Origin of the sequence: Desulfatitalea alkaliphila, assembly GCF_022968795.1 — a bacterium.
Classification (GTDB): Bacteria; Desulfobacterota; Desulfobacteria; order Desulfobacterales; family Desulfosarcinaceae; genus Desulfatitalea; species Desulfatitalea alkaliphila.
Window position 1 is genome coordinate 205663 of the sequence record NZ_JALJRB010000004.1, and the last position, 23243, is coordinate 228905.

At 63.9% G+C, this 23243-nt stretch carries 15 protein-coding genes; all 15 read right to left on the reverse strand.

What is annotated here, in order from left to right; genetic code table 11:
* Window positions 1-88 precede the first annotated feature (88 nt).
* The 15 genes from MRX98_RS05890 to MRX98_RS05960 all read right to left on the reverse strand — a co-directional run bounded on the left by MRX98_RS05890 (window position 89) and on the right by MRX98_RS05960 (window position 23233).
* Complete coding sequence (locus MRX98_RS05890) at window positions 89-4009, reverse strand: hypothetical protein (RefSeq protein WP_246903868.1); 3921 nt, start codon at window positions 4007-4009, stop codon at window positions 89-91.
* Window positions 4006-5877, reverse strand: coding sequence for a hypothetical protein (locus tag MRX98_RS05895; protein WP_246903870.1), 1872 nt, complete (start codon window positions 5875-5877; stop codon window positions 4006-4008). Before MRX98_RS05895 ends, MRX98_RS05890 begins: the two co-directional genes overlap by 4 nt.
* A 2-nt stretch (window positions 5878-5879) precedes the next feature.
* Window positions 5880-6737 (reverse strand): hypothetical protein, encoded by an 858-nt coding sequence (locus MRX98_RS05900; protein WP_246903872.1) that lies wholly within the window; start codon window positions 6735-6737, stop codon window positions 5880-5882.
* Between the two features lie 50 nt (window positions 6738-6787).
* Window positions 6788-9214 (reverse strand): phage tail protein, encoded by a 2427-nt coding sequence (locus MRX98_RS05905; RefSeq protein WP_246903874.1) that lies wholly within the window; start codon window positions 9212-9214, stop codon window positions 6788-6790.
* Entirely contained in the window at window positions 9211-11460 is a 2250-nt protein-coding gene (locus tag MRX98_RS05910; RefSeq protein WP_246903876.1) for a putative baseplate assembly protein, read from the reverse strand. Before MRX98_RS05910 ends, MRX98_RS05905 begins: the two co-directional genes overlap by 4 nt.
* Before the next feature lie 2 nt (window positions 11461-11462).
* Window positions 11463-11879 (reverse strand): GPW/gp25 family protein, encoded by a 417-nt coding sequence (locus MRX98_RS05915; RefSeq protein ID WP_246903878.1) that lies wholly within the window; start codon window positions 11877-11879, stop codon window positions 11463-11465.
* 3 nt (window positions 11880-11882) lie between these two features.
* Entirely contained in the window at window positions 11883-14792 is a 2910-nt protein-coding gene (locus tag MRX98_RS05920) for a hypothetical protein (protein ID WP_246903881.1), read from the reverse strand.
* Window positions 14786-15493: a phage baseplate assembly protein V gene (locus MRX98_RS05925; protein ID WP_246903883.1), complete on the reverse strand. Its 708-nt coding sequence runs from the start codon at window positions 15491-15493 to the stop codon at window positions 14786-14788. The genes MRX98_RS05920 and MRX98_RS05925 overlap by 7 nt, the downstream gene beginning before the upstream one ends.
* A gap of 19 nt (window positions 15494-15512) precedes the next feature.
* Window positions 15513-16607 carry a phage late control D family protein gene (locus MRX98_RS05930; RefSeq protein WP_246903885.1) on the reverse strand — a complete coding sequence of 365 codons (1095 nt, stop codon included), beginning with the start codon at window positions 16605-16607 and terminating at the stop codon, window positions 15513-15515.
* Window positions 16608-16609: 2 nt separating this feature from the next.
* Entirely contained in the window at window positions 16610-16786 is a 177-nt protein-coding gene (locus MRX98_RS05935) for a hypothetical protein (protein ID WP_246903887.1), read from the reverse strand.
* Window positions 16787-16791: 5 nt separating this feature from the next.
* Window positions 16792-17856: a CIS tube protein gene (locus MRX98_RS05940; protein ID WP_246903889.1), complete on the reverse strand. Its 1065-nt coding sequence runs from the start codon at window positions 17854-17856 to the stop codon at window positions 16792-16794.
* Between the two features lie 112 nt (window positions 17857-17968).
* Window positions 17969-18484, reverse strand: a complete 516-nt coding sequence (locus MRX98_RS05945) for a phage tail protein (protein WP_246903891.1) — start codon at window positions 18482-18484, stop codon at window positions 17969-17971.
* Window positions 18481-20361, reverse strand: a complete 1881-nt coding sequence (locus MRX98_RS05950) for a hypothetical protein (RefSeq protein WP_246903893.1) — start codon at window positions 20359-20361, stop codon at window positions 18481-18483. Before MRX98_RS05950 ends, MRX98_RS05945 begins: the two co-directional genes overlap by 4 nt.
* Before the next feature lie 5 nt (window positions 20362-20366).
* Window positions 20367-20819 (reverse strand): phage tail protein, encoded by a 453-nt coding sequence (locus MRX98_RS05955; RefSeq protein ID WP_246903895.1) that lies wholly within the window; start codon window positions 20817-20819, stop codon window positions 20367-20369.
* Between the two features lie 23 nt (window positions 20820-20842).
* The gene (locus tag MRX98_RS05960) at window positions 20843-23233 is read right to left on the reverse strand and encodes a phage tail sheath family protein (protein ID WP_246903897.1); all 2391 of its coding nucleotides are present in this window, start codon (window positions 23231-23233) and stop codon (window positions 20843-20845) included.
* Window positions 23234-23243: the final 10 nt, after the last annotated feature.

Here is a 23243-nt window from a genome sequence, read left to right on the forward strand (position 1 = left end):
GTGGGTATCCGGCGCGGGAGCCGGGGGACGCCGCTGTCCTGCGCCGGTTCCCGCAACCATGCGCTTTAGCGTTCACTCTCCTGGGCCGTCAGCGGAAGAAGCCGGCGGCAACAAAATGGACCTGCGCCCCTTTGTCGATACTGAATACGGGGCCGCCGTCCCGGGTACCGGTGACTTTGACGCGGGCCGCATCGGCCCTCACATCGGCCACCACCCCTTGCAGGGCGATGGCGCCTTGGCTGGTGATGGTGACGGCCATGCCCACTTTGACCTGTCCCCGGCCGATGGTCACCTCGATGGAATCACCCGTTTTGCCGCTGGCCGGCGCCGCGACATGGCCATTGACGATGGTGCTGACCGGTGCGTGTCCAGCCAGCAGGAGGCACACTCGCACCAGGTCGTTCATGGTCCGGCGGGCCTGATCGATCGCCACGTCCACCTGCGAAAAGAGCCAATCCACCATGGTCTGGAGATCCGTGCGGGTGGTGATATCGATCCGTTCGAAGGCGGGCAGGACATCCAAATGGCGCAGGTCCGGCGCTTGGTCATGGATGCTGATACGGTGCGCCCATTGCAGCTTGATGGCCGGTGCCAGCCCATCGACGCGATGATGGAGGCAGACCGCCACGTCTTCCAGGTTTTCCATGATGGCAATGGCCTGCCGGGCCGCCTTGGTGAAACCCTTACCGCTTGCAATGAGATCGGCCAGGGAGACCAATGTTTCGGCCCGGTCGGTTAATTGAAACCAGGACAGGGTGTTGATGCGGGTCGGTTCCAGGGCGCGCTTGTGTTCGGCCGCCACCTGTTTGACTTGCTGATTGGCCGCCACGATGGTGCCGATGGCTTGCCCCAGGGCATGGGTGGTGTATGTCTTGTATGCGGCGGTGGGAGGCGGCGCCGATGGCAGGGCGTGTGCCATGCGCGCGCCGGCCTGGGTGAGCAACAATGTTACATCGGCGGCGGTCCGGATCTGTCTGACCAGCCCCCTGGCCGCCGTCAGCCAGGCGATGGGCATTTCCCGGAACACATCCAGCATTTCCGCCAACTCTCCGACGGCCTCGAAATCTTCGGCCAGACAGGTGGGCACCGGGTTGACATATGCGGGCTGCAGTGCCACGGCCGGGACGTCCAGGCGGGGATCCGCCAGGCGGGGGCGCACGAACACCAGGCTGGTGGCGTAGGTGTCGAGAATGGCGCGGCGCTGTTGGTTGATGGTGTTGCAGCGCGTCCTTTCCTCTTCAAACAGCGCCCGCGTCACCAAGGCGTCGTGGCGCAGCACCGTCAGGTTTTGGTCGGCTTCTCCCAGCTTGTCTTGCCACAAGCGGGCACCGGCACGCAGATCGATCAGCACCTTGTCGCACTGCCGCAACGCTTTCTTGTGGTCCTTGAGCCGCTGTTCAATGCTGCGCATGGCATTGAGCCCTTGCTCGAGAGCGGTCACGCCGGCTGCAAAAAAGTTGGCCTCATCGCCATCGGTGGGGTCGGGATCGAAGATACCCGCCTGGATGTTTTTGCCCAGTGCGGCCGCCTTGAAGGAGAGTCTGTTCTTGTCGTTGTCGGCCGCCAGGTTGGCGAAGTAGTGCGCCAGCCGGTCCACGGCGATGGCCGGTTCCTGGCCGGTCAAGTAGTGCTTCTCGCTCTCGCTCAGCGGCGTGACCCGCACCGCGGCGTATTCGTCCGACAGCCGCGCGCGGTTGCCCAGAAGCACCTTCTCGGGATCGGTCAGCGATTGCACAAAGGCATCGTAGGTCTTGCGGGGCACGATGGCGGTTTGACTGTCGGTGACGCCGACCTTCTCATCGATGTCCAGCGGCACTTCGGCGAGCAGCGCGAAAATGGTGGATTTGGTTTTAACCGTGTTGGCCTTGACCTCCATGGCCGGCGATTCGTAAACCCTTTCCACCATGGGTTTGTCCCGCTCGGCGGCCCCCGGCTGCGCGACACGGACCGGCTCTTTGAATTTGTAGACCACTCCTGCCGGCGCCGCAGCCGTCGCATAGTAAAGATCTTCCTTGTCGCGAAACTTGGTGATTGACTCCGGCCGGGCGAGCATGGCGATGGTTTTGCGGGCATCGCCATAGCGGCCGGCGGTCACGCTGGCCAAGGTCCGCGTGGCCGACATCAACTCCTCGGTTGTAATGGCCTGGCCGCTTTCCCTTTTCTTGATGATGCGCAAGGCCCGGTCGATCTTTTCATCTTCCGTGGTGCCGGACAGATCGCCGGGCGCCAATCCTTCCGGGGTGAGTTCCGCCGCCTGATCTTCTGCCCGGCCCATGGCATCCGTGGGGGTGGTGGTAATGGCCGAAGCAAAATAGCGTTCCACATCGGCCGTCGTCGGCATGGCGGCCTGACCGCCGACAATGCTGGCCATGGCCGGAGAAACGGCCAGCCGGGAGGCCTTGACGTTACCAAGCAGAATCTGGCGCAAGCGGTACATGTCCGTTTCGGCTCGCACAAAGCCGGCGTTCAAAAGGGCTTCGGTCCTGGTGATATTGTTTTGCAGTGCAACAATGAAATTTTCCAGGCCCTTGAAATCTTCGGCAAACTGCGGCGGATCGACCGTGGGCAGCAGGGGGCGGATGGTCGCAGCGGAGACGCCGGCAGCGTGTTTTTGGATCCAGGCGTGCAGCCCGCTGAGTGCCTGAGCGGCCCGGATGCCGTGGTCCGTCATTTTGGGATCGTGGGGAACCGCAACGGGAAAGGTGCCCTCGTCGTCAATGGGGCCGGGGTCCGCCTCGAATGTCGGCACTTGCCCTGTGTCGATGGCCCCCATGACCCATGCAGCCATGCCGCGCAGATGGTCCCGGTTGGCGGCCCAGCGCCGGATCTCACCAATCAGTTGGCGCAAGGTTTCGAGAAAGATCGGGTCCGGCGTCTCCTTTTGCAGCAGATCGGGTTGGTACACGGCCTGGGGCACCGGCACCAGCAGTTTGATCTTCTCGGGTTGATACAAGTCGAAGGGGGCCAGCCCCGCCGATGCGTTCATGGCCACCTCCAGTTGTTCTTCGGGAATGGGGGCGGCTTCGATGAAAAACGGGCTGGGGAAGAAGTCCGATCGCATTTCGTCCAGGTTCATGGCTTGCTTGGGCAGCACGCCCACCGGCGGCAACTTGTCGAAATTGGCTTGGGCCGGCGGAAGTGTTTCCAACTGCTGCCGCAGGTCGGCCATCTGGCCGATAAACTGCTGCATCCGCGCTTCCCACAAAAAGGGCAAGCCGTTCATGGAGAGCAGGGGCCGGGTGGACAACGGCGCGCCCCCTTGGCGCACCACGGCTTGCGGGTCGATGAACATGATCCGGCCACTGCCCACGGTGATGTAAGCCAGGCCCACGGGAACCCCTATCTGCTCCCAGGGAAAAAGGGTGTCCGGGTGGGTGCGCTCGTATTCGAAGATTTGGTAAACGAGCTGATTGCGGAATTGCCGGTTCTGCACCCGGGGAATCGGTCCCAGCAAGCCGACGGGCCAGGGCACGAACACCAGGCGGCAGCCGTCGACGATCTGTTCGTCGTCAAAGGGGTCGCGTGCCTCGTCCCACGGGCACTGGTCCGCTTCATCGGAAACAATCTCATCCAGTATCTCCAGGGGTTGCAGCACGAAGATGCCGGCGCCCCGCGGCGGGAGATCGCTGTCCCACATGGCCACGTTGTCCAGGAGGATGTCGGCGGTTTCAGGAAGTGTGATGTCCTCGCCCCAGCGCGTGATCCCCAGGCCGGCGCTCAGGCGCAGCCACTGTTCGGCCGGTGCCGCGCCTTGCCCTTGCACATCGGCGCGCTGGTGGTGCGACAGCGTCAGCCCCTGTATGACGCCGGCGGACACATGTCTGCCGGACAGTTGCAAATGTCGCAGATGATGCTTGGTGTTGGCGATCAGGGTGTCCGCGGTCAGGGCCCGTCCGGTGAACAGAAGGGGGCGCCGGTACCATTGCGAAGAGATCCGGTTGCTGATTTCCGGAGAGGTCTGGACAACCCGTTCGCCTTCGAAACGGTGTGGTGTGAACTTGATTCTCATCGCTCAAGTTCCTTTTTTTGGCTGCGAATGAATTCGGCGACGGCTTCCGGTGTGTCCGGACCGTGCAAGCGCGTGTGCACTTCATCGGCCAGGGCCGCGGCCTCCTCGGCGGTGAGCACGCGCGCCAGATCGTCCAGCTCGGGAGTGCACAATGCGTCGGCCAGCTTGATCTTTTGATCGATTTTCTCCGCGTCCGTTCCTGCAAACAGACGTTCTTCGATTCGCTCGAGCCCTTTTCCGACCTGGCTGCCGGCGAAGCGCACACTGACCGATGCCGCGTGGCGCTCGTCCAGTTTGTCCGCGTTGCCGAACTCCTTGAGGGCCGAACGCATCAGCACTTCCGACTTGGTGAATTTGGGGATGGTCAGCAGGCGCACCATTTCCAGGTCGGCCGCCGCGCTGCCCCGGACTTTCAAGTAGGTGAAATCGTCGTACAGATTCAGGGAGCGCTGGTAACGGCGCATGTCGGTTTCATCCTGATGCTCGTTGGTCATCACATGCACGACGCTGCCGCTGATCTCATCCTTGTAATTGAGGTTGCGCCGCCGCACGTACCAGACAAAGGTCTGCCCGCTCAGCAGCCGTTTCCAGGCCACTTCCTGCAAGGCCTGCGTGTTGCCCGGCGCCGGTGTTTTAAAATCGGGCAGTTTGGCCTGAAACAGGTTCAAGTAATCTTTGGGCGTGAATCGGGAACGAACGGTTTTGATCGGAAATTGGATGGGCGTGGGCAGCCGCTTGAGCACCTTGGTCTCGCTGTGAAATGTGTGCCGCGGCACCGGCAGGAAGATCATGACGGCAGTGGTCGCGATGGCGTTTTCATCGTTGAGCGGCACCGGGGGCAGCAGCATGCTCTCTTCCAGCAGAAGGCCCATTTCATCTTCGGGCACAATGGAAATCTCCACGTCCATGGCATCCGGGAAGAAGTGCTGGGTGAAGTTGTCCAGATCCACGCAGGCCGTCGGCAAGCGTCCGGCCGCGGGCAGGGATTCGAAATACTCCGTGGCGGCGAAACGCAGGCCGGCGTTGGAGCGCAGCCGGCGATCCACAATGTCTGCGATCATCTCGTCGTACTGTTTGAAATGGGACCTGCGCAGCGGCCGCGGCGTGAATCCGAACCCCAGTACATCGCTGTGCACGGCCCCCATCTCGCGCCGCACCATGTAGTTGTCCAGCCAGAGCAGTTGGCCCCGGCGCAGCTCGATCATGGCCAGGGGCAGGGTGGTGGAGGGCATCCGATATGCGTTGGTTTCGGTAAACAACTGGTGTGCCAGCCGTGCCCGCCGGGCGTCGATGGATCGGGCGGCTCCGGCCGGATAGGAAAATGGGATCAGGGTGATCGCCGTGGCCTCGACAACACTGCCGTCCTGCAGTTGTCTCCTACCGTCCACATCCACCGGGTAGGCGGCGGTGGGGTTGGCGGTGAACTCCAGGGGGCGCAGGGCGATGATGTAGATGCCGCTGCGGGACCGGTCCGGCGGTGCCGGTTTGCGGCTCAGCCCCATCTTGACGTTCAATTCCTCGGACAGGGCGATGTTGTGCAGGCGGATGTCCACATCTTCAGGTAAAAAGACGCGCTCCCCGTCGAAGGTCATACCGTGCCCGTGGGAAATGGCGATTCGGGTGGGGCCGGTCTCGCGTACCATCAGCCCCTCCACGACACCGGTGCCGGTGGCCACGGCCAGGTCGGCCTGTCGCGTGAGAAAGTAGCTGGATTCGCGATTCAGGTCCGCCGCTTTGAGAAAGCGGCCGTCAAACCAGCGCGGTCGGCTGCGGCGGCGGTCGACAAAGACCGAACCCCCGTGTTCATACTTGTCCAAAACACTGATGTGCTGTTTGACGCGGTCGATGTGGTAGTCTTTCAAGGCCATGGCTATGCTTCCCTTGTGGCTTGGATTAACCAGAACAGTTCATCCGTGCTCAGGCGCAGCACACGGATATGGTTGTCGATTTCCAGCGCCCCGTTGGTGTCGTACTGCATGGGGCCCTCGCCGGCGGGCAACCGCAGCCGGGCCAGGAGCACCTCCGTGCCGTTTTGCCGCGTGGTGTACTCGTTGCCCACATTGATCTTGCCCGAGGCGGAGTTCCAGAATTCCGATTCCCGCCAGGCGGTTTCGATTTTGAAAGTGCGCAGTTCCGCCAAAGCCGTCGCGACATCCATGGGGCCGGCGCTCAGCGTCTCGTAGGGCGCTTGTTGCCGGGGCTTATCGTTCTCGGGCTGGGTGCGCAGGACCAGATCCAGCGTGGCGGCGTCCCTGAGCCGGTCGGCCGTGAAGGCGTCGGTGGCATCCGCATTGTCCGCGCCGAAGCAGGGGGTCATGCCCCGTTCGCAGGTGTTGAAGCCGATGAACAGATCGGCCACCACGGCCCGGGGGCCGCCGTTGACCGCGCTGTTGGCAAAGCTTTCGGCCAGCGCATCCCCGTTCTGGGTGGCGAACCAGTTTGGGGCCCGGATGCAATAGGGCGCCTGCAGCTCGATCAAGCGTCCCAGGCGGTCGACGGCCAGGCCGGGCGTCACCCGGAGGACATGGGACTCGGTCGGTAGGGGTTCCACCTTCAGCCCGGCCACGGTGCCGAAACCATGGAGATAGGCGAGGGCCCGTCCCAGCCGGCCTCTGAAATAGGCCTGCTCCGCCCTGAAATCGTTTTCGTCCAACAGCACGCCGTTGGCATAGTTCACCCGGTCGGGGTAGCGCAGGGTTTCCAAGGGATCTGTCGTCTTCGCTGCCATCGGTATCTCCTTTGGGCCGGCAACACCCGTCGCAGGGCTCGCGCGACCGCCTATGGTTCTAAGCGGTGGTCCAGTGCCGGCAGTTTGTCGATGAAATCGTTGCGCCCCAGGCGGCTGTGGCCCACACGGGCGGTGCCGCCCGCGGGCGTTTTTTGCAGATAGGTGTCCTCGCCCAGCAGTGCATGTAATCCGACCAGCAGCGCCCGGCCGGCGGGCACCACCCGGAAGGCGATGTGGGCCGGCACCTCGCGGGCCACGATCCGGTGGATCAAACCCACGGTGTGCGGGTCGCTTTGTCGGTGCACCAGCACCGTCAAGCGGTTGGACAAGCGCGCGTAGAAGCGTTCCACTGCCGCCGCGTCCGCGGTGTCCGCCGGCATTTCCGCGCCATAGAGGGCCAGAAATTCCCTTTGCGCCGCGTCGCCCAGGATCATGGTGTCGCCGACGTAGGCGTTGGCATTGGGAATGGTGGTCATCAGCAGGGGATCCTCTTCCACGGAGAAATCCCGCCCCAGAATGGTGGCGAAGGTCCGACGCAGGCGAAAGTCTTCCAGCAGCACGATCTCCCCTCGTTCGACCATTCGGTCGCTGAGCAAATCCAGGGCCAGGGCAAGTCCTTTCAGGGTGCCCCGCTTGCGATACAGGTCCGTCGCATGCCGGATGAACAAGCGCTTGCGGGCTTCGGGCAGGTCCATCTCCACGTCAAGGCTCACCCAGCGCCCGAGCCAGTCCAGCGCTTCGGCGGGGGCGCTGCGGGGGTTGGTCAGCATGTAGGCGGCGGCCACCCGGTCCTCGATGGGGGTCAGCAGCCCTTCGAACAGGCATAAAAAGCGCTGCAGGAAATCGGACCCGTTAGCGGCGCCTTCGTCCACTGCGTCTCGGCGCGGATCGCTTTCCCGGTAAAGCTCCGGCAGGTAGCGGTCCAGGTAAGAAAAACGAGGAAGGTACACGCGCAGCGCGGCGATCTCCGGTGTGGTCTGCCCGCCGCCCATCAGCGTGAGGGACACCTTCAGGTAGCGTCCTTTCAGAGATCGATGGACGCGCCCGGCCCGCTGCACAAGCACTCCGAAGACGCCCGATGTGCCGTCTTTCGGTTTTTCCGGCAGCAGGCCCTGAAAAAACGGCACTTCGGAGGCGGCATCGAGCCATGTGGCGCGGGGTACGTCCGGTTGCGGCGGCACCGTTCCGAAATGGTGCGCGAACCACTGCGGATGGTTCTCCAGGATTTCCCGGTCTTCGTCCGCCGCCAGGTGCACGATCACCCCGCTGCCCTTGGGCAGGCGGGCCTCCAGGAACAGGCGGTGCCAGACGGTGTTGGGCGCGCCGCTGTCGATGAGGTCGGCCGCCGGCACCGTCACCCGGGAGGGATAGGATGGAAAGGAGAGCGGGTGCAGGGGACGGAGCAGAAAGCGGCCCTGGCTGTCCGTGGACGGATAGTGCACCGGTCGGGACAGTCCATTGCAAAAGCGGGGGTTTGCCACCGGGTCGCCGTGCCCCCGGTTCAGGGGATAGCGACGCCCGCTGACCGTCGCTGAAGTCGTTTCCGTTGGGGCGGGAAAGGGGATGGCGTACACCAGGGCCTCTTTGAGACCGTCAAACAGCAAGGCCCATTCATTCTCCCGAACCCAGCCGATGCTGAAGGGTGCCGGGGCCTCGTGGAGGAAAACCGGCGCGCTGATCCGCCCCTCGAGCATCAGCACCACCGCCGCGGGCTTGTCCGCTTCGGGCGGATAGAGCAGAACGGCCGCCTCGCCTTGCGGGTTGGCCGCCATATCCACCGCCGTGTAGCCCGCGGGCAGCACCAGGTCGGGCCGTGGGATCAGCGTCTGAGGCCGGGGCCCGTCCGCGCAGGGCCGCGGTGTGGCGGGCGGATACTTGGCGGTCGGCTGTTCGCGCAGCGGTCGGTCCACCACCTGCAAGAAGACCTGGCGTTCGCGGTCCAGCAGCAGCGCCCCGTCTCCCATCGCCACAACCCGGTCGGGTTGCGGGCCGTCCGGGGCAAACGGCGCCTCGGCGACACGGGTTGCCTGCGCCGTGGTCGCGTCTTCCCGGTAGGCGGTTTTACCGTCTTCCCTGGCGCCGCGCATATTGATCAGGTAAAGGGTGGCGACATCCAGGCTGTTCTTGCCGATGGCGTACAGCATGCCCTGGGGATGCATGCACATGTCAGCCACTTTTTGATCGGCGGGCAGGGTGAAGATTGCCACGGCATCGGGAAAGACCCCGCCGCCCAAAATGACACGCTGTGTCGCATCCACATGGGCCCAGGTGCCATAGGCGTCCATGGTGGCCGGCGGCTGGTCGGCATGGGTCCGGGCGCGGGCGCGGTCTTGGGGCAACGCCGTCAGCTTGCGGGTGCTTCTCATGCGCAGGACCCGGCACCGTTTGTCCCATGTGACCCGATCGGTCAGCCCGCGGAGGTCGAACTGCCCGGCGCCGGCAAGGGTCCGGCATTGGTGTCGGTTGGCATCGATCATTTGCATATCTCCGGTACGACCGGGATGGCGATTTTGTCGCCCGGACCGCCGGCCGGGTCGTCGTCCCATTCGCCCACCGGCCGGCTCTCAGCGCCCAGGGCCGCTTCCAGATCGGTCAGCGGTTCTTCGTCCTCGACCACCACAACGGCCTGCAGTTCGGGCAGTTGCCACGTTTCGAGGCGCATTTGATGCTCCAGGCCGCCTTCCACCGGTTCCCAGCGGCGGGCACTGTCGCGGCGAAACAGGTTGACCCCTTCCACGGTGAGAACCCCGGCCACCCGTGCCACGATCACCGCCAGCTCCTGGTTGTCCACAAAGCGGCCCAGGGGCCAGCCGGTGTGTTGGTGGCCGCCCGGGGGCAACGGCCAGAGGAAATCGTACAAGGCGTTTTTGACCTGCTCGAGGGTCTGCTGACGGGCAATCCCCTCCCGAAGGGTCACCGCCACCCCCACGCCCAGCGGCACATAGTCGGCGCCGATCACATAAAGCTCCACACCGATGGGGCGCCGCTCGTCCACATATCGATGGACCCGGGCCAGCATGTGGCGGTCCGGCCGGGGGTTGGGCGGCCGGTGGTAATCCCCTTTGGGCAACACCATCACGCTGATCACGCCGATCACATCGGACAGCTTCTGCTGCGGTTTGAACTTGGGCAGCACTTCCACCCGGCCCAGCGCCAAACCCGGCGTTTCCGAGGCGATTTGCCGGTAATCGGCTTCGGTCACGGCCCGGTGGCAGTGTTTCAAAACGGCGGGAATTCGTTTCTCCGCCTGATCCAACGTTTCGGCATCCATGCCGTCCCGGGTGGGAATCGGTTGCACAACGGCCAGGCCGGGATGATGGATGGCGCTCAGGTTGCCCGCCTGTATGTTGCCGTCGCGGCCGCCGCCGGATCGCATCCGTTGCAGCCGGATCCGGCTGCCGGCTTCCGGGATGGCCCCCCTGAGGCCGTCGCCGAAGGTCACGGTGCCGGCTTCGCTGTCCAGTTCGTAGACCGTGTCGAACCGCCCGGCCATGTGCAGCGGCAGGGGATGCCAATCTTTGTAGCCGACGCCCTTTTCCTCCACTTGCAGCCGAAAGCTCGATGCCTCCACCGATGTGCCGGGCAGCGTCAGGGTGAGGTCCGGCGTGCCGTCGGCCGTGGCCAGGATCACATTGCGCAGGGTCTTCAACTGGTCGATCGGCACGGCGTTGATCCCCGCCCAGTCCAGGGCCAGGCTGTGGGCCTTGCGGCGTGGGCGCAAGCGTATCCAGGTCAGCAACCGTCCGGCAATGGTTTCGTCGTCGATACGGGGCGGACGATTGCCCGTGCCGGCATAAATGTCTTCATCCACGCTGTTCTCCGGCAGGGCGATCTGATCCGCCGGCGGCAGCACCAATTGCACGATCCCCCGCTGGATGAAGCCTAGTGTGGTGTCTTCGCGGATCTCCAGGGGAAAGTAGGCGATGTTGTGGGCCGCCATGTCATCCGCGGTCCGTCTGGAGGGCATCTCCCACTGCCACGCGTCATGCATGGGCAGCGCCTGTCGGATGTTCTCTTCGAAGGGGTCGATTTTGACGCCGGGTTCGATGCCGATCCGGATCCGCCGGGGGCCATCGGCATCCGGGTCGAAGGCCTGCCGGACCCGGCCGGTCCGGTCCGGATCCGCCTCCGGCGCCAGCAGCGCGAACCATAGGCATTGATCGATGGTCTCCTTGGCCACATCCAAACCGCCGGCATCCACCCGTGGGTTCTGAAAAACCGGCGTGGTGATATACTGCTCGCCGCTGTTGCTGCCGATGTTGTACACCTGCTCCAACACATCTTTGATGTCGGCGACCACAAGGGCTTCCTCCTCGGACGGCCGCCGCTTGACGAACACCATGCCGGCAAACGGCAGTACGGTCGTTTCCGCGGCGGTTTCAAAATCCACGCTGCCCTTGATGCGCGTGTAACGGGGCACATGGACGGGGCCGATCGTTTGCTTGTTACGGACTTCCAGGGTTACCAGACCCGAAGCGGGCCGGGCCGGGTGCATGGGAATGTGGAGCAGCCGCAAAAACTCCAGCCGCTGGCGCTCGGGCAAAAGGTTCACCCGGTAGAGCAGGGTGTCGCCCAGCCAGGCGAAAAGATCGATCAAGGTGCGCCCCGGATCGCCCACCCGGGGGTTGGTCCACTCCGGGGTGTGGGACGGTATGCGGGCCACCATCTCCTTGACCAGGTCATCGAAATTGCGGTCGTCCAATCGATATCGTGGAATAGGCATGATCAACTTCCCAAATTCAGAGTCACCGTTGTGGTTACCGGCTCACCGGTGCGCCGTATTTTGTAGGCGATTTCGATGCGTACGGCTTCCGGTGTCGCTTCATCTTCCCATACTTCCACCCGGCGCACGGTGATGCGCTGCTCCCATCGGGTCAACGCGTCGAGCACTGTTTCCTGGATCTGCCGGCGTGTTTCCAGGGTGTTGGGCAGATGCAGAAACCGGGACAGTCCGGCGCCGAAAGCGGGGCGCATCAGTTGCTCGCCGGGTCGCGTCAGCAAAATGATACGGATGGATTGCTTGATGCTGTCCGCCGGCACAGGGAAGGCCAGGGTGCCGTTGTCCGGCACCGGCAACAACGGCCATCCCAGCGGCGGGCCGGGGATGTGTTGGTTTTTCTTGACCGGCGATGTTTGATCCATGGCTTAACCTTTGTCCTTGGCCTTCAGTCCGGGGATGCCCGGCAGGGGGAAGCACATGAAGAACCAGGGCATCCATTTGAAGAAGATGTTGAGCAGATTCACCATGATGGTCAGGACGATCAGCGCGCACAAGGTGACGATGGGGATGGATAAGGAGCAGAACATGCCGAAGGTTTCGTCTTTGCTACGGCAGGGGCCCGCCTTGCCCACGTTTGGCAGCCGTTTGTGAAACGGCCAGGGAAGAACGGACAGCACCAGGTCGGCCAGGGTCAGCTTCTTGGTTTTCTTCACCGTGCCGCACATCAAGTCCGAGAAGAGGAACATGGCGTTCTTTTTGTACTTGCGCAGACCGGCCGGGGAGATGTCCATGGGCATGCGGATGCGCACCGGACGGGCCGGGGCATCGGGGTCGAAAAAGGGCGCCATTTCAAGCCGGCAGGTGGCTTGGCTGACCAGCGGCGGGAACAGGTTGGCGCATTGGGGTCTTTCAAAGACCAAACGCACCACAAACCGGACGTTCTGCATGTCCAGCAGGGGGCTGGGATGCAGTCCGCCGGGCAGATGGTCGCCGGAGAGCTGTTTCGCCATGCGCACCAGGCGGTCCAGCAGATCCGCCATATGATCCAGACCCTCCGAAATGTCTGCTTCTCCTTGTCCTGCCGCCGGGTCGTCCGCGGCAAGCCGTGGTACGACATGGCCCTGGGCCGCGCTCAAGGACGGCGCCGGATCGGTCAGCGGAAAAAGGAAATCGGGCCACCGGGCATCGATGCCGTTGTCCTCGCCAACTTCCGCTAGGCTTCGGTCGTATGGGGTGTCCAGCGTTTCCAAACCATCGCTGAAAGCCGGGATCGCCACCAGAGCGTCGGACAGACGGCGCACGATGCGCACATTGCGGCCGTCTTTGTTGGGCAAGAAGAGCAGGTTGCCGACAGCTTCGTCGATCACCTGCATCCGCAGAAAGGCGATCAGCGCCCGGGTCGCCGGGTCGGGGGTTGCCGGTTGGCCGAAAACTTCCCGCAGGGCCGCCGCGTGCAGTTGCGGGCAGTGGGTTTCGATATCGGCGGCGAATTGGAGAAATGGGTACCACGCACCGCTTGCCGCGACACCATAGGCCTTTTCCAACAGTGCCGTGTTGATCGGCGCCCCATCGGCCGTGCGGCCGGCATGCAGATAATCCGCAATTTCATCGGGCCGGATCCGATCGATATGGCGATCCACATGGGCCTGGAAGCGCCAGTGGAACTGCAGCAGGTCCCACATGGATTTTCCCGGCGGGACCGCATCGGCCTGGGTTGCGCGGAAGGTCTGGTGCAGGGTGTTGTGCAGCGACGGCAATTTGATTTTCTTCAGAATGTCGATCAAACGCCCGATGTCCGTGCCGGCGGCGGGCCAATCGCCCTGCACGGCGGCGGATGGCAACGCCGGCAGCGCATCGCCGAGGGTGCGGGCCAAGTCGAAGAAGCTGTCGTGCGCATCGCTGCGCAAGGATGCCAGGCGCGTCAGACACATCTGCCGGAAGGCCATTGAGAGCCAGGGATCGTCGGCCACCTTGGCCTCGAGGGCTTCGGCGTGGCTGTCCGACCCGTAGAGCACCCGGCAGAGGTGCAGGTGGGTGTCCAGTTTCCAGAAATCGATGATCCGATCCCACAAGGAGACGTTGGTGCCCGTTTCGTAGCCGCTGACGGCCAGGTTCTCCACCGCCAGTTCCAGGAGCATGCGCGGATCCATGGTGGTTTGCACCAGGGCGTTGACCAGCTTGGCTTCATCTTCGCTCAAGGGGCTGGGCGCTGCGGCCGCCGGCGGTGCCGGGTCGGCTGCGTGCAGTTCGGCCCAGACGTTGGGCAGGTGGTCCCTTAAAAACCGGGCGAAGTCCAGCAGCACGTACCACGAACTGCTCTGGATGGCATCCCGTGCGCTGCGGATGTCGCCGATGCGGTTCAGTCGGGCCGCGGGGTCGTTGCCGTCAAAGCCGGGAAACATGGACGCCGACGGACTGTTGCGGCGCTTCTCGGTTTCGGCCTGCTCGATCAGGGCCTTCCAGGGTGCGATCACATCGCTGTAAAGGATTTCCCGGTAGGGATCCCCGCCGTCGTCGGCAGCGGGCACCGGGCCGGCGATGGCCGCTGCCTGTCCGCCGGCATGGGCTGGTGCGGCCAACCATGCGTCGCGCTTGTTGACCGGGATCAGGCCGCCGAACAGTTGTCTGAACCGCTCACAGCGATCCGGATAGGTCAGGGGGAACAAAGCCAGTTGCTCTTCATTGGGAAGCAAACGGCGCACGGCCGCATTCTCTTCATCATGGGGACCGGCTCTGCGCCAGGCCATGCCGCTGGCAGTGGCAACAAAAGCGTACTCTTCGGCCACGCCCGCTGCATTCTCCTTGAGGGCCCGCACCACGAAGGTGGCGCGCTCATCGCAGCTCAAGTCGAGCAGATGGTCCGGATACCCTTTCTGCTCGCAAACCAGGGAGCCGGTGACCACATAGTACCGTTGGTGCGCCGCCGGATAGAGTTTGATGGGGTCGTCGGCGGGCAAACACGGTGCGGTGGCGGGGGTTCGGGTCAGTTCGCGGATTTGCGCCTTCCGTGTCTGCCGGTCATGGTTTCGGATCAAGCGCTTGGTGCCGTTGTATCCCTCTGGAGCAGGGATCGGCGGCCGGGTGATCTCTACCGGCTTGGGCGTGGGCATGGGATTGCGCCAGGTTTCCGGGCGGGCCACCCATTCGGTCAGGCGCCACGGGGTGTGGGTCAGCATGGCGATCATTTCGTCCATGAACAGGTCGTTGGCGAACCGCAGCACCAGCGGCTGGGTCATCAGCTGCTGTTCGGGCAGTCGCATCCACGCACTGCGCTCCCCCCACAGCGGCGCGGGGGCCACCCAACGGATGTTGTGCCGGTTGGCGGGGTTTACCATATGTTGCCTGCTCCCGGCGTGTAGGATGCGCTGATCACGCTGTTGGTGATGACGGTCTCGGCCTGTACGACCCCGCTGAATTTGGAGATCGGCGCGTCCACCTGCACCTGGGCCGCCGAAACAGTGACCTGGGTGGCTTGGACCTTGACGGTCAGGGGGGTGTCGACGGTCACCCCCCGGGTGTTGATGGTGACCGTGGTGCCCGCTGTCGAAAACACGACTTTGCCGCCGCCGGCATCGGTCAGCTCCCCGCTGGTGCCGCCCGGCGTGGTGAACCGGATGGTGGCCTCACCCGGCGTCTCTTCTTCGATGGCAATGCGGGTGCCCGCCTTGCCCACCAGGGTCCAGCGATCCACGGCATGGCCGCCGCCGCCCAATGTTTCCGGGGCCGGGTCATTGCCGTTCCACAAAGAGCCCAGCACCACGGGGTAGCGGCTGTCGCCGTTGATGAAGGAGACGACCACCTCGTCATCCACATCGGGAATGAAAAAGGCGCCTTTGTTGCCGCCGGCGCAGGGAACGGCCACCCGCGCCCAGAGGGTGCCTTCCTGCTGCGCGGCGCCACTGTGGGACAACAGCCGGATTTCAACCCGGTTCAATCGCTCCGGGTCATTGACGGCGGTGACCTTGGCCAGGTGAAGCTCCCGGGGCAAACCCGGTAGGGGAGATAATGTCCGCAAACTGGAAAGCGATGGTGTCATGCGCGTGAATCCCTGCCGATCAGGCGCCCAGGTAGGCGCACTCGGCCTGAAAGGTGGTGCGGTAACCGTTTTCCAAATCGTAATGGTGGCGCACACGGGTGACGTAATAGGTGTTTTCGAACCGTGGCCCGACGCCCAGCAGAGTCAGATGGGTGCCCACGCGGATGGCAGGATTGCCTTCGGCCACGCCCTCGGCGCAGACGAACTTACGCGCCCGCTGTGAAAAGCCGGCGTTGACCAGTGCCTGGGCTTCGATATCGTCCCGGGCGGCGACATGGGACAGGTGTTCGCTGCGTTCCCCGAAGGCCTCGTTGAGAAATTGGGCGCCTGTGCGGCCCTGCCCGGGGCCGTAATCCACGGCGCCATTGCTTGCCGCGTTGATCGCTTCGCCGGCGGCCACATCCCACCCGGCAAAGGTGACCCGGCTCACCTGGTGGGCCAAGTCGGCCATGATCCGGATGCGCTGCAGTTGGCTGTTCATTTCCAGGGTCACCGCGTTGCGGCGCAGCTCTGACCGGGGCGCCACGCAAAGCACGTCGTCCACCAGCCACAGGTCCCCGTCATGGCGGTCGATTAGACGCCTTAGAAAGGCCAAATCCGATTCGTTGAGCTGCAGCTGGGCGTCCACGGTCTGGTGCATCCCGCTGATGTCCATGGACAGGCCCAGGTCCGCGGCGACCGACCGCAGGAGGGCGTCCAGCGATCCGGCTGCGTGCAGTCGGGTGCGCCGCGTCAAGCGGGCCTGCTGCAAGGCATCTTCCGCCAGCACCGTCAGTTCGGGTTCGCCGGATCCGCTCATGTGCATTTCCAGGGCCGTGATGGTGCCCTGGAAGATCTTTACAGGGTCGCGGTTGTCCCCGGCCCACACCCGGATGGGCTTGCCCAGGGAGAGCAGGGCATTGTCTGTGTATTCAAAGGCCAGGTCGTTGCCTCGTCCCTGGACGGTGGCCGAATTGAAGAAACGCAGCTCCAGGGCGGCCATGCCCTGATCCGACTCGCTGAGTTGCATGCTGATCAGAAGGCGCTGCACCATGTCATCGGCCTGTCCGTCCACCTCGATGATCGGCCGGGCGATGTAGATGCTCGCCGAGGCGAGTGCCGTTTCGCTGCTCATCGTCAGTCCGCCATGAGCCGCAAGCGTCGCTGTTCCAGGCGGGTTAGCCGATCCATCAGTTCGGCATCCCCGTCGGCGGCCGCGGCGGTGGCCGGCGCCTGCGCCGCCGTGGTCTCATTGCCGGGTTGCGCAACAGGCGAGTCGATTTCCGATGTCACTTCATCGATGGTCACACCCATGGTGGTCAATCCTCGAAGGTGATGCCCGGTTTAAGGTCCGCCCCGACGCCCACATCCGCGGACATGCTCGATGCGAGACCCGCTTGCAAACCCGTCCCCGGTGCCGAAAAAACAGGGGTGTCCGTGTCCGGGTGGATTGCGAAATGGCTTTCTTGATGGAACAGCACAGAGGCGCGCAGCCTTGGGGGCGCCGGCGGTTTGAGGGCGGCGAACCGCGCGGCGGTCTCCCCGCCCACCTGCACCCCGTTGCCCGCGCCGGCCCCCGGCGACCCACCGGCCCCTGCAAAGATCCGCACGTCGGGCAGCACCAATTCTCCGACCTCGGGCAGGCGCATGTTTTCGATGCCGTTGGTTGCCGCAACATAGCGGGCCACGGCCGAATCGCCGCCCGCCGCCGGATGGCCGGCCGCCACGGCCCGGGTGACGCTGGTGTCGGCGCCCAGCGGATTCACCGGCGCGTTGCCCGAGGCGGCGCCGGAGCGGGCGGCAGGTACATTGTGGCCCGGCGCAAGGTCGCCGGCGACATCGGTGTTGTGAGCGACATCGGTGTTGGGTTCGAAATCCCGCTGCTGTTGGGTCATGGACAAGGTCACGGTGGCGCGCAGGGGTACGCCCTGGTCGGAGAAGAATTCCAGCTTCTCCTTGTAGTTGTCGATATAGCCTTCGAACCAGAGGGTGCCCCACTGGAAGATCACAATGGACGGTATCCGCCTGCTCCGGTTGTTGCGCCGGGGTTGTTGCTGGGCCGGGTCCATCATGCGGGCCAGTTGGTTGGTCTCGGTGCGCACATCCACACCGTTGAGCGTGGTGTCGAATAGCAGCTCCATGCTCAGCGCGGCCGTCGTTTCGGTGACCGTGACCTGGGCCGGTTGATTGCGCTGCCCTCGGCGCACGCTGTTGGTGAAGGTGATATCCAGGGATTCGGGGTTGAAATGGACCGTCACCCGGTTGTCCCGCTGCCGTTCATGGGAGAGCGGTTGCCCGTTTTCGTCGGTTTTGGGCATGAAGCAGGCGGTGGTGCGCAGCTCTCCGCGGGGGGCCGGATCGGCGTCTGAAGCCGTGGTCGTCATAAGGTGGTTCTCCGTTTTGCTTTTCTTCCAAGAATGCGTGTTACAATCGTTGCGCCTTGCCGGCGCGGCAATGGGCCGCGGCCGGGTGTCGTCCTTGTCCGGCGTGCCGGTGTCAAGCCAGCGGCGCCTTGTGGATCAATCCCTCATGCACGAAGTGCAGCTCCTCGATGGCCACCTGACTGAAGGTGGCATTGAAATCGGCGGCCTTGAACTTGGTCGGCAGGGCGTTGCGCATTTCCCAGGCCATGACCGGCGTTGGTTGGCCCTCGAGATCGAAATCGAAGAGGGTGACTTCCGCTTTCAAACGAAAGGCGTAGGCCCCGGTGCTCACCAGTTTGAACCACTGCCACAGGTCCCGGTTGGCCGTCACACCGCGCTTTAAAATGACGGTGGCGAAGCTGACCCGCCCGGCCCGTTGAAACTCGCCGTAATTGTTGCCCCCGGCCTTGATGGCCTTGGGTTCCATGGTGGCTTCCAGGCCGCTGCATTCGGAAAACGCCCCGCCGCACAACAGGCGCTCCCCGCTGACACCGGCGTTGGCGGTGGCCACCGTGAAGCGCACTTCAAACCGGAAGACCGGCAACGGATAATCCAGGATCGACCCCTTGTTGTGCGCGGCTTGGCTCATACCGTGTCACCCCCGAAGGATACGGCGCCGTCGCGCTCCAGCAGCAAATCGACGGCGATCCGTTCGATGGGAACCGCCGGTTGCAGGACCACGTTGGCGATCAGTCGGCCGTTGTCGATGTCATTGCGGGTCATGGTGGCGCGGCCGCAGGAGACGGCGTAGGCCTCCTGCGCGGACCTGCCGCGCAGGCCGTGGTGCAGATAAATTTGATGCAACAAGTTGCTTAAGGCGTCCCTGATGTTGCGCTGGATGCGTTCCGAGCCGGGTTCGAACACGTAATCCAGGCCGATCCGCTGCGCCGCCCGCTGAATCAGGATCATGATGCGGCGCACGGCGCCGAAACGCTCGCTCCCGTGGCGTACCGCCGTCACATCGGACTGCAGGCGAATGCCGTCCGGAACGTGATCGAACCAGGAGACCCGATCGGCCATGGCGGGTTCCGCCGCCGTGGCGGAGAGAAAGGCGTGCGCCTCCATGGGGGCCAGGTCATAGGCATTGGCCGCCAGGGTGCCGGCCACACTGCGGAAGGCGCCGATGCGGCGGGACTGGTGGGCCAACATCCCGAGCAAGGTGCCTTCCGGCGGTTCCAGGGCGCCGGGCAGCCGGCCGGAGTCCTCGGTTTTCAGCCAGGGAAAGACCATTTGCAGATGCTTGTCGACTTTGTCGCGCGCTTCGTTTGCGGGAAAAAGGTCATTCAACAGCAATCGATCGAACGCCTTGCGCACGGTGCGATCCGGCAAGGGCAGGCCGGCCACCAGTTGTACAGTGGGGGCATGTTCCGCCAGATGGGTCAACAGATGACCCACCACCCGTTTCCAGACGCCATAGGCGCCGGCGCCGCATTCGGGCGGCTGTCGGGTCAGGGGATGATACCCGTCCGGTTCCGGTTCGGACGCGCTGCAGGCGACAAAGACCTCCTTGTCTTCGATGGCCGGGGCCGCGGGCGCGTCGGCGGGTGGTGTCACAAGCAGGTCCACCAGGTCCGGCAGGCACAGATAGGTCACATCCGCAAGACCGGCCAAATGGGCCGTCCCCTGCCATAGGTGCACCGGCGCGGCGCCGGTGGCGATGGCGGGAAAGGGGATGGAAAGAAAGTCCTCCCAGGTCAATGGCGTCCGGTTCCCCGAATGGGCGTCGGTCAGGGACGGCCCCCAGAGCAGGGTGCGCAGCCGGGCGATCTTCTCGCTCGCTCCGACATGGTAGGGCAAAGGATCGCCCATGGAAATGAAGTAGCATTTGCGACCGCCCTGGCGGAAGAACGCCTTGACGGCCGCACCGGCGTAGTGGGGCAGGCCGTTGGCGTCGGATTGTACGGTTTGGACAAACCCCAGGCTCATGTTGGCATGCACGGTGAGTTCGCCCGGTTGGACGCCGTTGTTGCGCTGGATGATCAGATGCGCGCCGGAGAGCGGATCGATGCGCGCCGACGCCCCGCTGTCCGCCAGTTGTGATTGCATCTGGGCGGCCAGTTCGGACAGGGCGAGCCTTCCCCCTTCATCGGGGGCCAAGCTGAGCGCCAGCGGCACGTGATCCGCTATGAGATGCAGCACGCGGTCCTGCTCCGCAATGGGCAGGGGGTCGGCCAGCAAGCGGCTGCGTACGCTGCCCGCCTGGTCCAGCCGTTGTTCGCTGAACACGGCGCGGAAGGCATCCCAGGATTCCAGGGCCACCGGCGTGTTGCGGATCAACGCGGGTTCCTGTGGCAGCCTTTCGATCTTTTCCAGCGGCCAACCATACCCTTCCAGCCAGCGCTGTAAAGTGTCGGAGAACAGCGGACGGCGGGCCAGGGGCGCGAATCCGACAAAGCAGGCCACGTCCATGCGACCCGGCGCCGGGGGGCCGATGGGCGGCAGGTTGTTGAACGTAATGCCGCGCATGGGCTTTATCCTTCGGCGTAAACGATGCCTTCGGCCGCGAGCACCAGCTCTTCCATGGCCACATCCGATCCGCCCTTGGCATTCAAGCTGGGGCCCGTGTATTTGGTGGGCACGGTGTTTTGCAGGGTCCAGCGCATGACGGCGTTCTCATGGGCTTCGTCCATCATGGTGATGGTCACATTGCGCTGGGCGGTCCAGCCTTGCCGGCGGGTCAGGTTGATCCAGTTCCAGAGGTCCTGGGACTTGATGATGCCCCGCTTGAGGGTGACGTCGCTCACCTTGTTGATGTTGGGAATCTTGCGGACATGGTTCTCCTTGTCGTTGCCGTTGCGGTACTCGGCCATGGTGATTTCGGCACCCAGTCCGGTCACTTCGGAGAAACCGGCCGAAATATCCTGCCCGTTGAACTCCACCAGAAAATTGAAGGCGCTATAGGGTGAGGTGCGTTGATCCGACATGGTCTTTTCTCCTTATCTCTGAATTATGCATCCGCGGTTTTCTGCCCGATCCTGAAAATGACGAATTCGGCCGGCTTGACGGCGGCCACCCCTACCTCACAGATCAGGCGCCCGTTGTCCAGGTCCGCCTGGGTCATGGTGGAGCGGTCGCAGCGAACGAAGAAGGCCTGCTCCGGCGCTGTTCCCAGTAGGGCGCCGCTGTGCCATTCATTGTACAGAAAGGCGTTCACCGTATCGGTGATGTTGGTCCACAGGCGCGGACCGTTGGGTTCGAAGACCGCCCACTGGGTGGATCGGTCGATGGAGTGCTCCAGGTAGATGAAGTAGCGCCGGATGTTCACATACTTCCATTCGGGATCGGAGCTTGCGGTGCGCGCGCCCCACACCCTGTAGCCGCGGCCGAAGAAATAGCGCAGGCAGTTGACGCCCTCGGGGTTGAGCACTTCCTGCTGGGCATGGTTGATGTCCCGTTCGAAGCGGATGGCGCCGCGTACGACTTCATTGGCCGGCGGTTTCCAAACCCCTCGGTTGATGTCGGTGCGGGCGTAAATGCCGGCGATGAATCCCGAGGGGGGCACATTGATCTCTTTCGAGGTATTGCTGTTGCCGGGCCGCCACAAGGGGTTGGCCACCGTGACCCAGGGGTAGTACAGCGCCGCATAAGAACTGTCGATGCGGCTGCGCGCGTCGCGGGCGCCTTGAATGCTCAGTTGCGAGGGGGTGTCCAGTACGGCGATGCAGTATTTGTCCCGTTCCGCGTGGGAAATCAGGGCCTGCTGAATGGCGGCGTACTGCGCCATCTCGGAATGGCCCGGGGCGGCGACGATGGCAATGTCATCCAAGGCCTCCAATACTTCCAGGGCTTCGGCAAAGGCCACGGTGTGATCGTCCCTGCTGGTGGAAGAAGTGGTGGGCACCGGTTCAACCCCGTCATTGCCGTTCTTGATGGCGATGGTGTTGGCCGATTCCGTGCCGAACAGGGCGTTGAACAGTGCAAAGGCGGTGTTGCCGGGGGTCACTGCGAAATAGTAAGGGTGCTGCAAGGCTTCCGAGGTGGTGGCCGGCTGCTCGGGCAGGACCTTGGCGATGAAATTGGGATGAGCGGCGCCGAATCCCAGATCGTCGTATATCAACTGGTTCCCGTCATCGTCTTGGATCTCCAGGGTCCAGGTCATCAAATCGTATGCCCGGCTGTCGATCTGATCATCCAAGGCGGCGTCGGCGGCATCCGTCCAGACATTGCCGTTCTTTAAATAGTAGGTGTAGGTCAGGCCATCTTGTCCGGGTTGCGGCGCCCCACCCAGTCCCAGCGCGGTTTTCGCATCCGAATCCTCGATGCGCAGCGTGGTGCCGGCCCCGACGGCCACCGTGGCGATGCGCATGGTGCCCGTCGGGGTCAAGGTGGTGGCACGGGCGGCGATGCCCGCTTTTACAAGCGCGCTGTTGATCTCTTCCACGCTGACGCTGCCGATGGCATCCACATTGCCCGTGCCGTGCACCGTGCCGGCCTCCAAGTTGAGCTGCGGTAACGCGCTGATGGTCAGTTGCGCCGAATCGCCCCTTTCATCCGTTCGGATGAACAGCCGGTTGCCGTCGACGCCCACCTTCACATTATCGATGGCCAGGTTGAGAAAGGCCGCCAACCGGGCCGGTGTTTGTCCCCCTCCTGACGGCAGGGTGATCTGCTGGTCGAAAAGCGCGCCGCCGGGCCCCACCTGCACGGTGAGTGAGGTGTCGTCCGGAATGTCGATGGCCGCCCCGAGCTCTTCCGTGGATTGCACTTGGGCCGGTTGCTTCTGATCGCTGAAGGTCACGGCCTGCGGGGCGCCTTCATTGATGAAAAAAGTCAATTGATCGTCGTTGGTCAGCGCAAAGGGGGGCTTGATGGTGCCGTCGATGCGGGCGGGCAGGGCCACGCCGGTACCGCTGCCGCCGGTCACCCGGAGAAGAGAGCCGTCGCCGGCCTTGTCCAGGGGGATGGCGCCGGAAACCCGCTTGGCGTTCAGGTAGACTTCCGCCGAGGCATTGTAGCCGCTGCCGGCATAGCGGGCCTGGATGCGCGCGACATCCCCGCCGATGTCGCTGTAAGCGAAACCGGGCCGCGCAGCGCCGCCATCCTCCGCGGGCACATAGGTCCGCGCGACATACAACCGGCGCCCGCCGTTATCGAAGAAGGCGCGGGCCCCATGGGCCATGTAATTGGGGAAGGATTTGCCCCCGAAGGCCAAGTCCGCGAGGCCGCCGTACACGCGCTGGTACTCACCGAAACTGGTGACCAGCTCAGGCGTGACATTGTAGGGGCCCTTGCGTGTCGGACCGACGAAGGCGCAAGTGCTGGTGCTCACCCCTTCAATGGATTTGGCCCGGAAGCTGACCTCTTCAACGTAAACACCGGGTGCTAAGTATTCAGGCATGACATATCCT